16 protein-coding genes are annotated in these 17,286 nt (G+C 68.6%); 2 read left to right on the forward strand and 14 right to left on the reverse strand.

The features are described from left to right. The first annotated feature begins 3 nt into the window (after positions 1–3). The gene (fni, locus tag BN976_RS20740) at positions 4–1,032 is read left to right on the forward strand and encodes a type 2 isopentenyl-diphosphate Delta-isomerase (RefSeq protein ID WP_036373511.1); all 1,029 of its coding nucleotides are present in this window, start codon (positions 4–6) and stop codon (positions 1,030–1,032) included. An 8-nt stretch (positions 1,033–1,040) separates the two neighbouring features. Here the strand turns inward: fni and smc are convergent, their stop codons facing one another. The 14 genes from smc to BN976_RS20810 form a co-directional block, all read right to left on the reverse strand. Further along, entirely contained in the window at positions 1,041–4,625 is a 3,585-nt protein-coding gene (gene smc / locus BN976_RS20745; protein WP_036373514.1) for a chromosome segregation protein SMC, read from the reverse strand. A gap of 26 nt (positions 4,626–4,651) precedes the next feature. Continuing rightward, on the reverse strand, positions 4,652–4,936 hold the full coding sequence (locus tag BN976_RS20750) for an acylphosphatase (RefSeq protein ID WP_036373517.1): 285 nt from the start codon (positions 4,934–4,936) through the stop codon (positions 4,652–4,654). Further along, complete coding sequence (locus tag BN976_RS20755; RefSeq protein WP_036373521.1) at positions 4,920–5,345, reverse strand: OsmC family protein; 426 nt, start codon at positions 5,343–5,345, stop codon at positions 4,920–4,922. Before BN976_RS20755 ends, BN976_RS20750 begins: the two co-directional genes overlap by 17 nt. A 28-nt stretch (positions 5,346–5,373) precedes the next feature. After that, positions 5,374–6,255, reverse strand: a complete 882-nt coding sequence (gene mutM, locus BN976_RS20760; RefSeq protein ID WP_011779401.1) for a bifunctional DNA-formamidopyrimidine glycosylase/DNA-(apurinic or apyrimidinic site) lyase — start codon at positions 6,253–6,255, stop codon at positions 5,374–5,376. Positions 6,256–6,261: 6 nt separating this feature from the next. Next, positions 6,262–6,969, reverse strand: coding sequence for a ribonuclease III (gene rnc / locus BN976_RS20765; RefSeq protein WP_011779400.1), 708 nt, complete (start codon positions 6,967–6,969; stop codon positions 6,262–6,264). Next, positions 6,966–7,559, reverse strand: a complete 594-nt coding sequence (locus BN976_RS20770) for a YceD family protein (RefSeq protein ID WP_011779399.1) — start codon at positions 7,557–7,559, stop codon at positions 6,966–6,968. Before BN976_RS20770 ends, rnc begins: the two co-directional genes overlap by 4 nt. A gap of 30 nt (positions 7,560–7,589) precedes the next feature. Then, a complete protein-coding gene (gene sepIVA, locus BN976_RS20775; protein WP_011779398.1) occupies positions 7,590–8,327 on the reverse strand; it encodes a cell division protein SepIVA in 738 nt (245 codons plus the stop codon). A 121-nt stretch (positions 8,328–8,448) separates the two neighbouring features. Beyond that, positions 8,449–9,015: a hemerythrin domain-containing protein gene (locus BN976_RS20780; protein ID WP_036373524.1), complete on the reverse strand. Its 567-nt coding sequence runs from the start codon at positions 9,013–9,015 to the stop codon at positions 8,449–8,451. 84 nt (positions 9,016–9,099) lie between these two features. Continuing rightward, positions 9,100–9,582, reverse strand: coding sequence for a pantetheine-phosphate adenylyltransferase (gene coaD / locus BN976_RS20785; RefSeq protein WP_011779396.1), 483 nt, complete (start codon positions 9,580–9,582; stop codon positions 9,100–9,102). 84 nt (positions 9,583–9,666) lie between these two features. Further along, positions 9,667–10,236 (reverse strand): 16S rRNA (guanine(966)-N(2))-methyltransferase RsmD, encoded by a 570-nt coding sequence (gene rsmD, locus BN976_RS20790; protein WP_083767258.1) that lies wholly within the window; start codon positions 10,234–10,236, stop codon positions 9,667–9,669. After that, positions 10,233–13,670 (reverse strand): pyruvate carboxylase, encoded by a 3,438-nt coding sequence (locus BN976_RS20795; RefSeq protein WP_036373527.1) that lies wholly within the window; start codon positions 13,668–13,670, stop codon positions 10,233–10,235. The genes rsmD and BN976_RS20795 overlap by 4 nt, the downstream gene beginning before the upstream one ends. A gap of 103 nt (positions 13,671–13,773) precedes the next feature. Next, complete coding sequence (locus BN976_RS20800) at positions 13,774–14,409, reverse strand: vitamin K epoxide reductase family protein (RefSeq protein WP_036373529.1); 636 nt, start codon at positions 14,407–14,409, stop codon at positions 13,774–13,776. Beyond that, positions 14,406–15,179 (reverse strand): DsbA family protein, encoded by a 774-nt coding sequence (locus tag BN976_RS20805; RefSeq protein WP_011779392.1) that lies wholly within the window; start codon positions 15,177–15,179, stop codon positions 14,406–14,408. Before BN976_RS20805 ends, BN976_RS20800 begins: the two co-directional genes overlap by 4 nt. Before the next feature lie 32 nt (positions 15,180–15,211). Further along, the gene (locus BN976_RS20810) at positions 15,212–16,327 is read right to left on the reverse strand and encodes an alpha/beta hydrolase (RefSeq protein ID WP_199558980.1); all 1,116 of its coding nucleotides are present in this window, start codon (positions 16,325–16,327) and stop codon (positions 15,212–15,214) included. Between the two features lie 91 nt (positions 16,328–16,418). Here BN976_RS20810 and BN976_RS20815 point away from each other — a divergent pair, with 91 nt between their 5' ends. Continuing rightward, on the forward strand, positions 16,419–17,258 hold the full coding sequence (locus BN976_RS20815; RefSeq protein WP_011779390.1) for an aldo/keto reductase: 840 nt from the start codon (positions 16,419–16,421) through the stop codon (positions 17,256–17,258). Positions 17,259–17,286 lie beyond the last annotated feature (28 nt).

The raw sequence follows: 17,286 nt of genomic DNA on the forward strand, positions 1-17,286 counted from the left end.
CCGGTGACGTCCGACCCCGGGTCCGCCCTGCAGCACCGCAAACGGCGCCACATCGACGTGTGCCTGACCGAAGCCGTCGACTACCAGAGTCTGACCACCGGTTTCGAGCGCTTTCGACTGCCCTACAACGCGCTGACCCAGACCGATCTGCACAGCGTGGACCTGAGCACCGAGTTCCTGGGGTCGCACCTGCGGGCTCCGGTGCTGATCGGTGCGATGACCGGCGGTGCGGCGCTGTCGGGAATCATCAACCGCAACCTGGCGGCCGCGGCCCAGCAGTTGGGCATCGGGATGATGCTGGGTTCCCAACGCGTGATGATCGACGACGAGGCGGCGGCGGCGAGCTTCGAGGTCCGCGGCGTCGCCCCCGACATCCTGCTGATCGGCAACATCGGGCTGGCCCAGCTGCGGTCGTCCATGGTGCCGGGACTGGCAGCGGCTCTGGACCGGGTCGGCGCCAATGGTCTTGCAGTACATACCAATCCGCTCCAGGAAGCCATGCAGCACGACGGCGACACCGATTTCTCCGGCTCGATCGGACGGTTGTGCGACGTCGCGGGCGCGATCGGCTACCCCGTCGTGCTCAAGGAGGTCGGCCACGGCATCGGCGCGGCAGCCGCCGCCGAGCTGGTGGGCTGCCCGATCGCTGCCATCGACGTCGCGGGCGCAGGCGGCACCTCCTGGGCCCGCATCGAGCAGTTCGTCCGCTACGGCGACGTGCGCTACCCGGCGCTCGCCGAGTGGGGCGTCCCGACCGCCCAGGCGCTCACCGAGGTGCGCCAGATGCTGCCCGACGTTCCGCTCGTCGCCTCCGGCGGCATCCGCACCGGGATGGACGCCGCCAAGGCGCTGGCGATGGGCGCCCGGGTGGTCGCCGTCGCCCGGCCCCTGCTCGCCCCCGCCGTGGAATCCGTTGAAGCCGTGGTCGATTGGCTGCAGCGTTTCATCGACGAGCTGCTCGTCTGCCTGCACGGGTGCGGCGCGGCGAACCTGTCGGCACTGCGCGGGCGGGGCGTCACCGAACTCCCCTGAGCCCCGCCTCAGGACGGGCTGGCGACCAGCTCCTGCCCCCGCATCCGTTGCGAGATCACCGTCGTGATGCCGTCGCCGCGCATCGTCACGCCGTAGAGCGCGTCGGCGACCTCCATCGTCGGCTTCTGGTGGGTGATCACGATCAGCTGCGAGCGCTCCCGCAACTGCTCGAACAGGCTGATCAGGCGGCGCAGGTTGACGTCGTCGAGAGCCGCCTCCACCTCGTCCATCACATAGAACGGTGACGGCCGCGCCCGGAAGATGGCGACCAGCATCGCCACCGCCGTCAGCGACTTCTCGCCACCGGACAGCAACGACAGCCTCTTGATCTTCTTGCCCGGCGGACGGGCCTCCACCTCGATGCCGGTGGTCAACATGTCGGAGGGGTCGGTCAGCAGCAACCGGCCCTCACCGCCGGGGAACAGGGTGGAGAAGACCTGGGTGAACTCCCGCTCCACGTCCATGTAGGCCTCGGTGAACACCTGCAGAATCCGGGAGTCGACGTCGGCGATGACGTCGAGCAGATCCTTGCGGGCGGCCTTGACGTCCTCGAGTTGGGTGGACAGGAAGTTGTAGCGCTCCTCCAGCGCCGCGAACTCCTCCAGGGCGAGCGGATTCACCCGCCCGAGCTCCCGCAGCTCCTTGTCGGCACGCTTGGCCCGGCGTTCCTGGGTGGGCCGGTCGTAGGGCATCGGCGCGGGCGCGGTGACCTGCTCCCCCCGTTCCTTGGCCTGCTCGTATTCGGCCATCTCCAGCTCGGACGGCGGCAGCGGGACGTCGGGTCCGTACTCGGCGATCAGATCGGCGACCGCAATGCCGAACTGCTCGAGCACCTGCTGCTCCAGCTGCTCGATGCGAAGTGCCGCTTGCGCTTTGGCGACCTCGTCGCGGTGCAGTGAGTCGGTCAGCGCGGCGATCCGGGCGGTCAGCTCCGCGACCTCTTCGCGGGTCTTGGTCAATGCCGCCGCGCGGACATGGCGCTCGGCGGCCACCTCGTCGCGAATCCGCGACGCGACGGCCACCGCGTCGGCCAACCTCTGCGCAACCAGCCTGCCGGACTCGGCGACGGCGGCTGCCACCGCAGCCGCCTGCACGCGAGCCTCCCGGGCCCGTTGCGCCCGGGCCCGCGCCTCGCGTTCGGCGACGGCCGCTCGGCGCAGCGAATCAGCCCGTCCGCGAACAGCATTGGCGCGTTCCTCGGCGGTGCGCACCGCCAGGCGGGCCTCCACCTCCGCTGAACGTGCCGCCTCGGCAGCGGCCGTGAACTCCGTGCGGTCGACGACCTCGACGTCGAACATCGGCTCCTGCTGGGCGTTGTGCAGCCGCGACTCCAGCTCCGCGAGTTCCTCCACGGTGCGGTTACGGCCGGCCTCGAGCTCGTCGCGCTGCTTGATCAGCCGCTGCCACTCGTCGTCGGCTGCGCGCGCGTCCTGGCCGAGCCGGCCCAGCTGCTCGTAGATGGCCGAGATCGCCGCGTCGGACTCGTTCAGCGCGGCCAGCGCCTGTTCGGCGGCGTCCTGCCTGGCGGCCTGCTCCGCCAGAGCGCCCGACAGCGCCGCCGACAGCTCGCCGGTCTGCCGCTCGGCATCGACCAGTTCGGCGCGCGCCTTGTCGACCTCGGAGGTGATCTCCAGCGTGCTGGGTTTGCGGTCCGAGCCACCGCTGACCCAGCCTGCCCCTACCAGGTCGCCGTCGGCGGTCACTGCCCGCAACTCTGGTTGTGCGGCAACGAGTTCCAGCGCGGCGGTGAGGTCGCCGACCACCGCCACGCCGCCGAGCATCGCGGTGACCGCACCCTGAATCCGCGGAGCGGGATCGACGAGATCCACGGCCCAGGCCGCGCCCGCGGGCAGCTGACCCGTGGCCGGGGTCCGCGCCGGCCAGTCCCCGAGCACGATGGCGGCACGGCCGCCGTCGGACTCCTTCAGCGCCGCCAACGCGTCCCTGGCGGCCCCGGAGTTCTCGGCGGCGAGCGCATCGGCTGCGGCTCCGAGCACCGCCGCGATCGCCGCCTCATGGCCGGGCCGCACCTTGACCAGGTTGGCCAGCGAATCGAAAAGCCCTGCACCACTGCGGTTTTCCTTCAGCCACGCCGCACCGTCTTTGCGGTCGAGGCCGACCGACAGCGCATCGATACGGGCCTGGAGGGACGCGACCCGACGCTCGGCGGCGCGCTCGGCCGCCTGTAGCTCGGTGACGCGCTCGTCGGCCAGGCGCAGTGCCGCAATGGTGCGGTCGTGGTGCTCGTCGAGTCCGACCTCGCCGGAGTCGAGTTCGGCGACGCGGCCCTGCACGGTCTCGAACTCGGCCTGGGTCTGCTGGGCGCGGGCACCCGCCTCGTCGATGCTCGCGGTCAGCCGCGCGACAGTCTCGTCGACGGAGTCCACCCGGGTGCGCATGGTGTCGACCTGGCCGGACAGCCGGGCCAGGCCCTCGCGGCGGTCGGCCTCTGCCCGCGCAGCGGCCATGTGTGCACGTTCGGCCTCGGCCGCGGCCTGTTCACGTTCGCCGAGTTCGGCTCTTGCCGATTCCAGGCGGGCCTGCGATTCGGCCAGCTCGTCGAGCAGCAGCTGTTCCTGCTCGGCGACCGCGTCTGCCTGCGCTTCGAGTTCGTCGGGGTCAGGACCGGCGGAAAAGTCCGGTTCGGCGTCGAGATGTTGGGCACGCTCGCTGGCGATGCGCACGGTCGCGCTCACCCGTTCGGCCAGTGCCGACAGCCGGAACCACCGCTGCTGGGCCGCGTCGGCGCGCTCACTGAGGTCCGCCACGGCGCTCTCGTGGGCGTCGAGCTCGAGCGTCCTGGCCTCCATACGCTCGGTGAGCTCGTCGTGTTCGCGGCGCAGCGTGGTCTCGGCCTGGTTGGTGTCGTCGAACTCGGCTTTGCGGGTCACCAGGTCGTCGGCGGCAAGCCGCAGGCGTGCGTCGCGCAGATCGGCCTGGATCGTCTGCGCGCGGCGTGCCATCTCGGCCTGCCTGCCCAACGGTTTGAGCTGTCGGCGCAGCTCGGTGGTCAGATCCGTCAGCCGCGCAAGGTTGGCCGACATCGAGTCGAGCTTGCGGACCGCCTTTTCCTTGCGCTTGCGGTGCTTGAGAACCCCGGCGGCCTCCTCGATGAACGCACGGCGGTCTTCGGGCCGGGATTCCAGGATCTCCGAGAGCTTGCCCTGCCCGACGATGACGTGCATCTCACGACCGATGCCGGAGTCACTGAGCAACTCCTGTACGTCCATCAAACGGCAACTGCTGCCGTTGATTTCGTACTCTCCAGCGCCGTCACGGAACATCCGGCGGGTGATCGACACCTCGGAGTACTCGATCGGCAGCGCGTTGTCGGAGTTGTCGATCGTCAACGTCACCTCGGCGCGGCCCAGCGGCGCGCGCGACGACGTCCCGGCGAAGATGACGTCCTCCATCTTGCCGCCGCGCAGCGTCTTGGCGCCCTGTTCGCCCATCACCCAGGTCAGCGCGTCGACGACGTTGGATTTCCCCGAGCCGTTCGGTCCGACGACGCAGGTGATGCCCGGCTCGAAGCGCAGAGTCGTCGGCGAGGCGAAGGACTTGAAGCCCTTCAGCGTCAGACTCTTCAGATGCATGACGCGTTACCCTACCGCCGAGAACGTCAGCGCTCGGTGAAGCCCGCGATCGCGTCGGCAGGTTCGCCCCAGTCGGAGATGACCTTGTCGACGTGACCGGGGGTGTTGCCGCCGGTGAGCAGGTCGAGCAGCCGTTCGCAGGCCGCGCGCGAGCCCTGGGCGACCACCTGCACCCGCCCGTCGGGCTTGTTGGCGGCGTAGCCGGTGAGCCCGAGTTCGAGCGCCCGCGACCGCGTCCACCAGCGGAAACCCACGCCCTGCACGCGACCGTGCACCCAGGCGGTCAGTCGAACGTCACTTTCCCCCAACATTTTTCACCTCAGTAACCCCGAGCGTCACTTCAGTCCCGCTTTTTAACGTCCGCCCCACCGTGCACACCTGGTCGATGGCGCGCTCGACCACGGTCAGCACCCGGTCCCTGTCCTCGTCGGAGAGCCCGGACAGATCGATCTCGAGCACCTCCTCGAGCAACGGATAGCGCTCCTGCTCACGGTCGGCGGGTCCCGACACCCTGATGGTCGCCTGATAGTCGTCACCGAGGCGCCGGCGCAGGGGCTGGTCGCTGGACATGCCGCTACAGGCCGCCAGCGCGATCTTCATCAGCTCGCCCGGCGTGAAGACGCCCTCGACGTCCTCGGAGCCCACCAGCACCTCGGCGCCGCGTGTGCTGCGCCCCGTATAACGACGCACACCGGTGCGCTCCACCCACAGTTCGGTCACGCCCTATTTCTACAACCTCCCCGCGGCACTACACGCGTGGGCGGGGTTGGCAGCGCGGGCAGTAGAACGACGAGCGGTTCATGAACTTGTCGCGCCGCATGATCGCGCCGCAGCGTCGACAGGGCTCACCCTCGCGACCGTACGCGTCCAGCGACCGGTCGAAGTAGCCGGATTCACCGTTGACGTTGACATAGAGCGAGTCGAAGGACGTGCCGCCCTGGGCCAGCGCATCGGTCATCACGTCGGCGGCCGCGCCGAGCAGCTCGGCGAGTTTGGCCCGCGACACGCCCGAGGCCAGCCGGGCGCCGTTGATCTTCGCCCGCCACAGTGACTCGTCGGCGTAGATGTTGCCGATGCCCGAGACGACGGTCTGATCGAGCAGCTGTCGTTTGATCTCGGAGTGTTTGCGCCGCAACACCTTCACCACGGCGTCGCGGTCGAACAGCGGATCCAGCGGATCGCGCGCGATGTGCGCGACCGGGGCGGGCACATCGCTGCCGTCGACCGTGACCAGATCGGCAAGCATCCAGCCCCCGAAGGTGCGTTGGTCGACGAAGCTCAGCGTGGTGCCGTCATCGAGCAGGGCCGCGATCCGCAGGTGGTTGGCGTTCGGCACGTCGCCCAGCAGCATCTGCCCGCTCATGCCCAGATGCACGACGAGCGCGAAGTTCGATTCTCTTCGCGCAAGCGGCTCATCGGCACCGTCCCCGAGCGTCAGCCACAGATACTTCCCACGCCGCCCCGTCCCGGTGATCGTCGTGTCGAGCAGCCGGGCGGTCAGGTCGGCGGGCCCGGCCTCATGGCGGCGCACAGCGCGCGGATGATGTACCCGGACCGCCGTGACGGTCCTGCCGGTGACGTGTTCGGCCAGACCCCGCCGGACGACCTCGACCTCGGGAAGTTCAGGCATCGGGGCTCAGTCCGCCGACGTCAGATCACCTGTGAGGGCGTGCCACGCCGCCGCGGCCGCCTTGAGTTCGGCCTCTTTCTTGGTCCGGCCGACGCCCCTGCCGCACTCGCTGTCACCGACCATGACCGCCGCCGTGAACTCCTTGTCGTGATCGGGCCCGGTCGACGTGACGACATAGGTCGGCGCTCCGAGGCCCCGCGACGCGGTCAGCTCCTGCAGGCTGCTCTTCCAGTCCAACCCAGCGCCCAGTGTCGGCGCGGTGTCCAGCAGACTGCTGAACAGCCGCAGGATGACCTCCCGGGCGACCTCTCCGCCGCACTCCAGATAGATTGCGCCCAAAAGGGATTCGACGCCATCGGCAAGGATGCTCGACTTGTCGGCGCCACCGGAGTTCTCCTCGCCCTTGCCGAGCAACAGATAGGCGCCGAGACCGTGCTCGGTGAGATTGCGGCCCACGTCGGCCAGCGCCTGGGTGTTGACGATGCTGGCCCGCAGCTTGGCCAGATCACCTTCGGAGCGGTCGGGGTGACGGTGGTAGAGCTCTTCGGTGATCGTCAGTCCGAGCACCGAGTCGCCGAGGAACTCGAGGCGCTCGTTGGTCGGCACGCCCCCGTTCTCGTAGGAGTAGCTGCGGTGGGTGAGGGCGATGGTGAGCAGCTCACCGGGCAGATCGACACCGAGCGCCTCCAGAAGAAGCGCGCGATCGACCGTCACGAGTCGTCTCCCGCACTCTGCTCTCGAAGCTGCGCCAGCTTGGCCCACCGCGGGTCGATCTGTTCGTGGTGGTGGCCGGGCTCGGCATCGGCCAGCCGGACGCCACACTCTGGGCACAGTCCCTGGCAGTCGGGGCCGCAGACGGGCGAGAACGGAAGGACCAGCCCGACGGCGTCGACGATCGACTGCTCGAGGTCGACGCCTTCGCCGCCTCTGTCACGACTCACTCGCGGGATCTCGTCGGCCTCGGTGGTCTCTTCGGTGGTGCTGTCGGGGTAGGCGAACAGCTCGGTGAGGTCGATCTCGACCTCACCGGTGATCGGCGTCAGGCAGCGCGCGCACTCACCGGTGGTGGGAGCCCACACCGTTCCGGTCACCAGCACACCTTCGGAAACCGATTCCAGGCGAAGGTTGAGCTCCAGCGGAGCGCCCTCGGCCACGGCGATGAGCTCCACGCCCATGCGTACGGGACTGGGAACCGTTTCCTCGACGGTCATCATCGAGCCCGGACGCCGGCCAAGCCGAGAGATATCGATCACCAGCGGCGACCGTGAACCCCGGTGCGCCGCCGCGTTAACGTACCTCGCCATGCACGTATCGTACGGTGGGCCTCCGGCTGCTTACCTGGCCGCGTAGTCGTGCGTGCCCGCCGCGGTGCGCAGCTGGTGGCGTCCGCGGCCGACCGACCTGAGTGTGCCGTTGAGGAAGTCCTCGAACTCCGCCAGCTTGCTGTCGACGTAGATGTCGCACTCCCCGCGCAACCGGTCGGCCTCGGCGTGGGCGGAGTCGATCATCCGGGTGGCCTCGGCGGTGGCCGTCGCGACCACCTCGGTCTGCGAGACCAGGCGCTGCTGTTCCTTGATGCCTTCCTGAACTGCCTTCTCGTACGTCAGGTTGCCGTTTTCGATGAGCCGGTCCGCCTCCGACTTGGCCCGTCCGGTGGTGGCCTCGTACTCCCGTTTGGCGGTCGCGGCAATGCGGGCGGCCTCGTCGCGGGCCTCGGCCACCATGCGTTCGCTGTGCTGGCGCGCCTCGGCGACCATGCGGTCGGCCTGGGCTTTTGCGTCCGCCAACAGCCGGTCGGCCTCGGCGCGGGCATGGTTGACCATCGAGTCGGCCTCGGCATTGGCGGTCGACACCGTCGAGTCGGCGTGGTCCTTGGCCTCCCTCAACAGAGAGTCGCGGGCGTCGAGGACATCCTGCGCGTCGTCGAGCTCACCCGGGATCGCGTCCTTGATGTCGTCGATGAGCTCAAGGACATCTCCGCGGGGCACCACACAGCCCGCCGTCATCGGCACGCCGCGGGCTTCTTCGACGATCGCACCCAATTCATCGAGAGCTTCGAACACTCGGTACACGGCGACACCCTCCAGGCCTAGTTGTTAGTGACCAGTGTGCCTGGTGTTACGCCTGTGACTGGGCTTCGTCGCCGGTGTGTCGCCCACCTGTCGCAGCCAGGCTCGACTGGGATGCGAGACGTCAGCGCAGCGCAGCGCCGATGGCGTCACGGGCACGGTCGAGCATGGAGGCAAACGGACCGACAGCGAAGTTGAGCGTCGCCGACTCGACCCCGGGGTGAGGGCGGGTCGGCGCGATGGCTTCGGCGGCACGCACCGCTCCGGCCAGACTCTTGAGCTCGTCGGCGTCCAGCTCGCGCTTGAGCTTCGTGAATTCCTCGGCTTCCTCGTGCTCGGCGTGCTCGAGCACGGCGTCGCGGAACTTCGTCAACTCGGTGATGAACTCGTCCGACGCGATGTCGAGATTCTCCAGCGCCACCAGCTGTTCCTTGGCCGCGTGCTCCTCCTTGAGGCGGGCGTCGACGACCTGGTCACCCGCCGCGATCTCCCGCCGCGCTCTGGGGTGCACCACCATCTCCTCGGCCGTCTCGTGGACGGCGAGCAGCTGGCGCAGATCGGTGAACGCCTTCTCCCGGGCTTTCGGCTCAGAGGCGTGGATCACGTCGTCGAACATGTCCTTGATCAGGTTGTGCTGATCCTTCAGAAACGCGACGACGTCGTCGGTGGATTGAACGAATGTCTCGGGCACGGTGGGCGACCTCCGTCGGGCTTGAGCGAAGCCGGCGCTATGGGCTGTGCGCCGGCTACCTCTACATACCCGCGGCCGGGCCGCTCAATCCCGCGCGGCCAGCTTTGCCTTCAGCCGCGCATTCACCGGCGCAGGCAGCAGCTCCGACACATCACCCCCGAGCGTCGCCACCTCCTTGGCCAACGACGAGGACACGAACGAGTAGCGCGGCGTGGTCGCGATGAAGAAGGTGTCGACGCCGGCTATGTGGTTGTTCATCTGGGCCATCTGCAGCTCGTACTCGAAATCGGTGCCGGTCCGCAGACCCTTGACGATCGCGGTCAGACCGCGCGCCTTGACGAAGTCGACGATGAGACCCTGGCCGGACTCGACACGCAGGTTCGGCAGGTGGGTGGTCGACTCCTCGATCAGCGCGATGCGCTCCTCGTGGGTGAACATCCCGGTCTTGTTCGGGTTGACCATCACCGCGACGACGACCTCGTCGAACTGCGCCGCGGCCCGCTCGAAGATGTCGATGTGACCGAGGGTCACCGGATCGAAGGACCCCGGGCACACCGCTCCGCTCATGTGGGTGACCGTAGCAGTCCGCGAACGTGCACTCAGCGTCGTGAATTCACGCCGGCGAGGGCAGCGGATGCACGCTCGCGGCGATCACCTGTCAACCGCCGCCATCTCCAGGCGGGTGTCCCCGTAGCGCCGTGATTTCCACACCGACCAGCCCTCCGGCCAGGCGATGCCGGGGCCCGAGGCGGGGCGCTCCACGACCACCACGGTGCCCGGAGCCACCCACCTGCCCGAGGACAGCGCCGTGACGATCTCGTTGACCTGCGCGTCGTCGACCTCATAGGGCGGGTCCGCCAGCACCAGATCCACCGGCCGGTCCGCACCCCCGGCGAGCACCGACGACACCGGGCCGCGTCGCACAGCCGCACCCCGGGCGCCCAGCGCCGCGATGTTCTGCTCGATCACCGCGGCCGCACGCCCGTCGGACTCCACGAACACCGCCGACGCCGCACCACGCGACAGCGCCTCGAGACCCAGCGCACCCGAGCCGGCGTAGAGGTCGAGGACCCGGATTCCGGTGAAGTCGATGCGCGCCGTCAGGACGTTGAACAACGACTCGCGCACCCGGTCGGTGGTCGGGCGGGTACCACGTCCGGACTTCTGCTGAGGCACCGCAATCCGTCGACCTCCGAAGGCGCCGGCGACGATCCGGGTCAGGATGATTCCCCGGTCGCCTCGCTCCTACCCGCCGAACCGATCACCACCAGCAGGTCTCCGCCTTCGACCTGCGCGGTGGCCGACACCGCGACGCGTGCGACCGTGCCACTCTTCGGAGCGGTGATCCCGGCCTCCATCTTCATCGCCTCGATCGTCGCGATGGTCTGGCCCGCGTCGACCTTGTCACCCTCGGCGATGTTGACGGTGACCACGCCGGCGAACGGCGCTGCGACGTGGTCGGGGTTGGTGCGGTCGGCCTTCTCAGCGGCGGGAATGTCGCTGGCGACGCTGCGGTCGCGCACCACGACGGGGCGCAGCTGCCCGTTCAGGATGCACATCACCGTGCGCATACCGCGTTCGTCGGGATCGGAGATCGCCTCGAGGCCGATGAGCAGTTCCACGCCGCGCTCCAGGGTGACCCGGTGCTCGTCGCCGTGACGCAGCCCGTAGAAGAACTGGTTGGCCGACAGGCTCGAGGTGTCTCCGTAGATCTCCCGATGCGCTTCGAATTCCTTTGTAGGAGCCGGGAACAGCAGCCGGTTCAACGCCGCCTGCCGCTTCGGGCCCGCGTCCGCGAGCACCTCGGTGTCCTCGGCGCTGAGCTCGGCCTGCGGCTTGGCGGGCGCGCGGCCGGCGAGCGCCTTGGAGCGCAGCGGTTCCGGCCAGCCGCCGGGCGGGTCACCGAGCTCCCCGCGCAGGAACCCGATCACCGAGTCCGGAATGTCGAAACGTCCAGGGTCCTGGGCGAATTCGTCAGCCGACACGCCCGCGCCCACCAGCGCCAGCGCAAGGTCGCCGACGACCTTCGACGACGGGGTGACCTTGACCAGCCGACCCAGGATCCGGTCGGCCGCGGCATAACTGGCCTCGATCTCCTCGAAGCGGTCCCCCAGCCCCAACGCGATCGCCTGCTGCCGCAGGTTCGACAGCTGGCCGCCGGGGATCTCGTGGTGATACACCCGTCCGGTGGGTGTTGTCGGACCCGCCGCGGCGACATCGAAGGGCGCGTAGACCTTTCGCAACGCCTCCCAGTACGGCTCCAGGTCGCAGACCGCCGACAGTGACAGCCCTGTGTCGAACTCGGTGTGCGCGGTGGCCGCCACGATCGAGCTCAGCGCGGGTTGGCTCGTCGTGCCGGCCAGCGGTGCCGAGGCCCCGTCGACGGCGCTGGCGCCGGCCTGCCAGGCCGCCAGATAGGTCGCCAGCTGACCGCCGGGGGTGTCGTGGGTGTGTACGTGCACGGGCAGGTCGAATCGGCTGCGCAGCGCACCGACCAGCATCGCCGCCGCCTGCGGCCGCAAAAGTCCCGCCATGTCCTTGATGCCGAGCACGTGCGCGCCCGCGTCGACGATCTGCTCGGCGAGCTTGAGGTAGTAGTCGAGCGTGTAGAGGTTCTCCTCCGGGTTGGACAGATCCCCGGTGTAGGACATCGCGACTTCGGCCACGGCCGTACCGGTTTCGCGAACCGCGTCGATCGCCGGACGCATCGAGTCGACGTTGTTGAGCGCGTCGAAGATCCGGTAGATGTCGACACCCGTCGCGGTCGCCTCCTGCACGAATGCATGGGTCACCGACTCCGGATAGGGCGTGTAGCCCACGGTGTTACGGCCACGCAGCAGCATCTGCAGACAGATGTTGGGCACCGCTTCCCGCAGCGCCGCCAGCCGCTCCCACGGGTCTTCCTTGAGGAACCGCAGCGCGACGTCGTATGTGGCACCGCCCCAGCACTCGATTGAGAGCAGTTGCGGGGTCATCCGCGCGATGTAGGGCGCCACCATCAGCAGACCGGAGGTGCGGATCCTGGTGGCCAGCAACGACTGATGCGCGTCACGGAACGTGGTGTCGGTGACCCCCACCGACTTCGACTCGCGCATCCAGCGGGCGAAGGCCTCGGGCCCGACCTCGGACAGCAGATGCTTGCTGCCGCGCGGCGGCATCGCGTCCAGGTCGATCTGGGGCAGCTTGTCGTGCGGATACACCGTCGACGGGCGCGGACCGTGTGGCTGGTTGACCGTGACGTCGGCCAGATAGTTCAGGATCTTGGTGCCGCGGTCGGCGGGTGACCGCGACGTCAGCAGGTAGGGCCGATCGTCGATGAACGACGTGTTGACCCGTCCGGCCCGGAAGTCCGGATCGTCGATGACCGCCTGCAGGAACGGGATGTTCGTCGACACCCCGCGCACCCGGAACTCGGCCAGCGCCCGGTGCGCGCGTGCCACCGCCGTCGCGAAGTCCCTGCCCCGGCAGGTGAGCTTGACCAGCATCGAGTCGAAGTGCGCACCGATCTCGGCGCCCAGATGTGCGCCGCCGTCCAGGCGGATGCCCGCACCTCCGGGTGACCGGTAGGCGGTGATGCGCCCGGTGTCGGGCCGAAAACCGTTGGCCGGGTCTTCCGTGGTGATCCGGCACTGCAGCGCCGCACCACGGATCACCAGCGTCTCCTGGCTCAGACCGAGGTCGGCGAGCGTCTCACCCGAGGCGATCCGCAACTGACTGGAGACCAGGTCGACGTCGGTGATCTCCTCGGTCACGGTGTGCTCGACCTGGATGCGCGGGTTGCACTCGATGAACACATGATGACCGCGTTCGTCGAGCAGGAACTCCACGGTGCCCGCGCACGAGTAGTCAATCTCCTTTGCGAAGGCGACCGCGTCGTCACAGATCTTCTGCCGCAATTCGTCCGGCAGATTCGGCGCCGGGGCGAGTTCGATGACCTTCTGATGCCGGCGTTGCACACTGCAGTCGCGTTCGAACAGGTGCATCACGTGGCCGGCGGTGTCGGCGAGGATCTGCACCTCGATGTGGCGCGGATTGAGCACCGCCTGCTCGAGGTAGACGTTGGGGTCGCCGAACGCCGACTCGGCCTCGCGACTGGCCGCCTCCACCGCCTCGGCCAGCGCCGCCCGGTCGGTGACGCGGCGCATCCCGCGCCCGCCGCCGCCGGAGACGGCCTTGACGAACAACGGGAACTCCATGCCATCGGCTGCCGCGACCAGCTCGTCGACCGACGCCGACGGAGCCGACGACGTCAGCACGGGCAGGCCGGCCGCCCGTGCCGCCTGGATGGCGCGCGCCTTGTTGCCGGTGAGCTCGAGCACGTTTGCGCTCGGGCCCACGAAGGTGATCCCCGCGTCCGCACACGCGGCGGCGAGTTCCGGGTTCTCGGACAGGAAGCCGTAGCCGGGATACACCGCATCGCAGCCGGCCTCGACGGCCACCCGCATGATTTCGGCGACCGACAGGTAGGCCCGCACGGGATGCCCGATCTCACCGATCTGGTAAGACTCGTCGGCTTTCAGCCGGTGCAGGGAGTTGCGGTCCTCGTACGGATAGACCGCGACGGTCGCGATGCCCATCTCATAGGCTGCGCGGAACGCCCGGATCGCGATTTCACCACGATTGGCGACGAGGACTTTGGAGATCTGACCGGCCACGGTTCACCTTAACCTCGCAGGTCAATCTCACAGGAGCCGACTGCGGGCTGTGATCAGATGGCGCCGCGGCGCAGTCGATCAGATGACGACGGCGAGCCGTCAATTAGACAAGCGTGGACCAGTAGTTCCAGAACCGCTCGAGGATGAGCAGGGCCACGCCGGTGAACCACAGCGTCACCAGCGACCAGCGCCAGGTGTACAGGGCCCTGACCACCGCGCTGCCGCTGCGCGGGGCCTGCAGTGCGATCGACGCGGTGACCACCAGAAGCGGGATCGTCACCGCCCAGACCACCATGCAGTACGGGCACAACGCGCCGATGCGGTACAGGCTCTGGAAGATCAGCCAGTGCACGAACACCGCGCCCAGCAGGGTGCCGACCGTCAGTCCGGCCCAGTACCACCGGGGCAGGTTCACCTTGGCCACCGCGAGCACCCCGGTGACGACCACGACGGAGAACGCCACGATGCCCAGCAGCGGGTTGGGGAAGCCGAACAGCGACGCCTGCGGCGTGATCATCACCGAACCGCACGACAGCACCGGGTTGATGCTGCAGGTCGGGATGTAGTCCGGGTCGATGAGCAGTTCGATCTTCTCGATCGTCAGTGTCAGGGCTGCGGCGAGCCCGATGACACCGCCGATGAGAACCCACAGGGCGCTACCGCGCGCAACCGCGACCGACGCCGGCTCGGGTGCCGACGGATCGGTGTGATCGACCGAACCGGTCGCGGCGACCGTCACGACGCGGGAGCCGGTTGCGGGGCGGGCGCCGGCGGGGCGGCTTCGAGTCCGGGCACGTCACCGACGATCTCCTTGATCTTGGTGACCAGTGCTTCCGGGGTGCTGTACTGGTAGTCCTCGCCGTTGATGCGAACCGACGGCGTGGACTTGACGCCGGTGGCCGAGGCCAGCCCCGCGACCATGTCGACGTAGGTGCCCTTGTTGATGCATTCGGGCACCGCACCGGCCGCACCGGACTGACGTGCCACCTCGATGAGCCGTGCGTTGTCCGGGTAGGCCGAGCCCGCCTCACTGGGCTGCTGGGCGTAGAGGGCGGCGTGGAACCTGCGGAAGGCGTCCACGGATTCGTCGGCGACGCAGTAGGCGGCGCCACCGGCGCGCGACGGGTAGTTCTGGTTCTGTGACCGGTCCAGGATGCCGACCATGTAGTAGTCGGCGGCGATCGCGCCCGAGTCGATGAGCTTGCTGATCGTGGGACCGAACTGCTGCTCGAACGCACCGCAGTGTGGGCACAGGAAGTCCTCGTACATGCTGAGCACGGCCTTGGGCTCGTCGGTGCCGTCCTTCTTGATCACGCTGGTGGACTCGACCCGGATGGCGCGGGACTCGCCGGCGGTGGGCTTGTCGTCGGCCGAGAGCACGATGTAGAGCACCAAGGTGACCGCGAAGATCACCACGACGGCGGTCAGACCGATCTGGACGAGCAGGTTGCGCTTACGGTCAGCTGCCTTCAGGTCGTAGCGCGCGTTCTTCTTGGGTTTGGTGGCCACGGTTCACAGAGTACCGGCGCCCCCACCCGCAGTTAGCCGGCGCGGGTCAGATGTGCGCGCATGGCCGAGATGACGTCGCCGGTGGCGGTCGCGCTGGCCCCTCCGAGCGGGAAGAAATTGGCGAAGCCGTGCACCAGCGAGCCGTACTCCCGGTAGTCGACCGGGGTTCCCGCGGCGCGCAACGCATCGGCGTAGTGCCTGCCCTCGTCACGCAGCGGATCGAACCCCGCGGTCACCACCAGCGCCGGGGACAGCCCCGAGTGATCTTCGGCCAGCAGCGGCGACACCCGCGGGTCGCTGCCCTCGAGCTGTGCGCCGCCGAGATACCGCGCCCTGAACCAGTCGATGTCGTGTTGGGTGAGGAAGAAGCCGCGGGCGAACAGCGTCCTCGAGCGGGTTTCGGCGTCGTAGTGCGTCACCGGATACAGCAGCAGCTGCAACGCCGGTCGCGGCGACTTCTCGTCGCGGGCGCGCAGCGTCACGAGCGCGGCCAGGTTGCCCCCGGCGCTGTCGCCGCCGACGGCCACCCGCTGCGGGTCGGCGCCCAGTTCGGCGGCGTGCTCGCAGGCCCACAGGTAGGCGGCGTAGGAGTCCTCGACGGCGGCCGGTGCCGGGTGCTCGGGGGCCAGCCGGTAGTCGACCGACAGCACGTGCACACCGCCGGACCGGCAGATCTCCCGGCACAGGTCGTCGTGGCTGTCGATGCTGCCGATCACATGGCCGCCCCCGTGATAGAAGACCAGCAGCGGCGCGCCCGGTTCGTCGGTGCGGTAGTGCCGCGCCTTGACGGGGCCTTCCGCGCCGCTGACCGTGAGGTCGGTCACGCCCGCGATCGGGATGCGCTGCTTGAAACTCGCTGCGAGAAGCTCCAACTGGGTGCGGGCGGCGACGAAGTCGTCATCGGCGACCAACCCGTCGAGACCCAGGAGTTGCTGCCCTGCGAGCATCAAATGCAGAGTCGTGTCGAGGGTGTTGCCGTCGATGGTGATCGAGCGCCCGCCCAGCAGGACACGTTTGACCGGGTGCGGAATGCGCGGCATGCCGCGCAACGTCACGCCCGCGACCTTGTTGGCCACCACGTCACTGACGCCGACCTTGCGACGCACGGGTGGCTGCACGGATTCCCCGGCGGCGACGGTTTCGGTCACGACTGCTCCTTACGGTGTGGCACTGATTAGGCCGGTCCTGGTGGCGGCAATATAGTCTTCGCCAGCATTCCACTTCAGAAAAGAAGGTGACATGACGTCGGCGGCAGCTATCCCCACCGTCATACTCAACGACGACAACACCATGCCGGTGATCGGCCTCGGTGTGGGTGAGTTGTCGGACGCCGAGGCCGAGCAGTCGGTGCTGGCGGCATTGGAGGCCGGTTACCGGCTGATCGACACGGCAGCCGCGTACGGCAACGAGGCGGCCGTCGGCCGGGCCATCGCCAAATCCGGCGTGCCGCGCGGCGAGTTGTTCGTCACAACCAAGCTCGCCACCGACGACCTCGGCTTCCAGTCGTCCCAGGACGCCCTCCGCGCGAGCCTGGAACGGCTCGGCCTGGACTATGTCGATCTGTACCTGATCCACTGGCCGGCGGGATCACAGGGCACGTACGTCGACAGCTGGGGCGGGCTGATGAAGCTCAAGGAGCTCGGCCTCACCCGCTCGATCGGCGTGAGCAACTTCCACGCCCAGCACCTCGACGACATCATCGGCCTGTCGTTCTTCACCCCGGCGGTCAACCAGATCGAGCTGCACCCCCTGCTGAACCAGGCCGAGCTGCGGGCGGTCAACGCCGAGCACGGCATCGTCACCGAGGCCTACAGCCCCCTCGGCGTGGGCAGCCTGCTGAGCAACCCGGCAGTCACCGCGATCGCCGACGCGCAGGACAGGACGCCGGCTCAGGTGCTGATCCGCTGGAGCCTGCAGCTGGGCAACGTCGTCATCTCCCGCTCGTCGAGCCCGGAGCGGATCAAGTCGAACCTCGACGTGTTCGATTTCGAGCTGACCGCCGACCAGATGGCCGCACTCGACGGACTCGACGAGGGCACCCGGTTCCGCCCGGACCCCGAGACCTACACCGGATCCTGATCCTCCCGCCCCGGGACCCGCTCTACTA

The sequence above is a fragment of the Mycolicibacterium austroafricanum genome (assembly GCF_000612725.1).
Lineage (GTDB): Bacteria > Actinomycetota > Actinomycetes > Mycobacteriales > Mycobacteriaceae > Mycobacterium > Mycobacterium austroafricanum.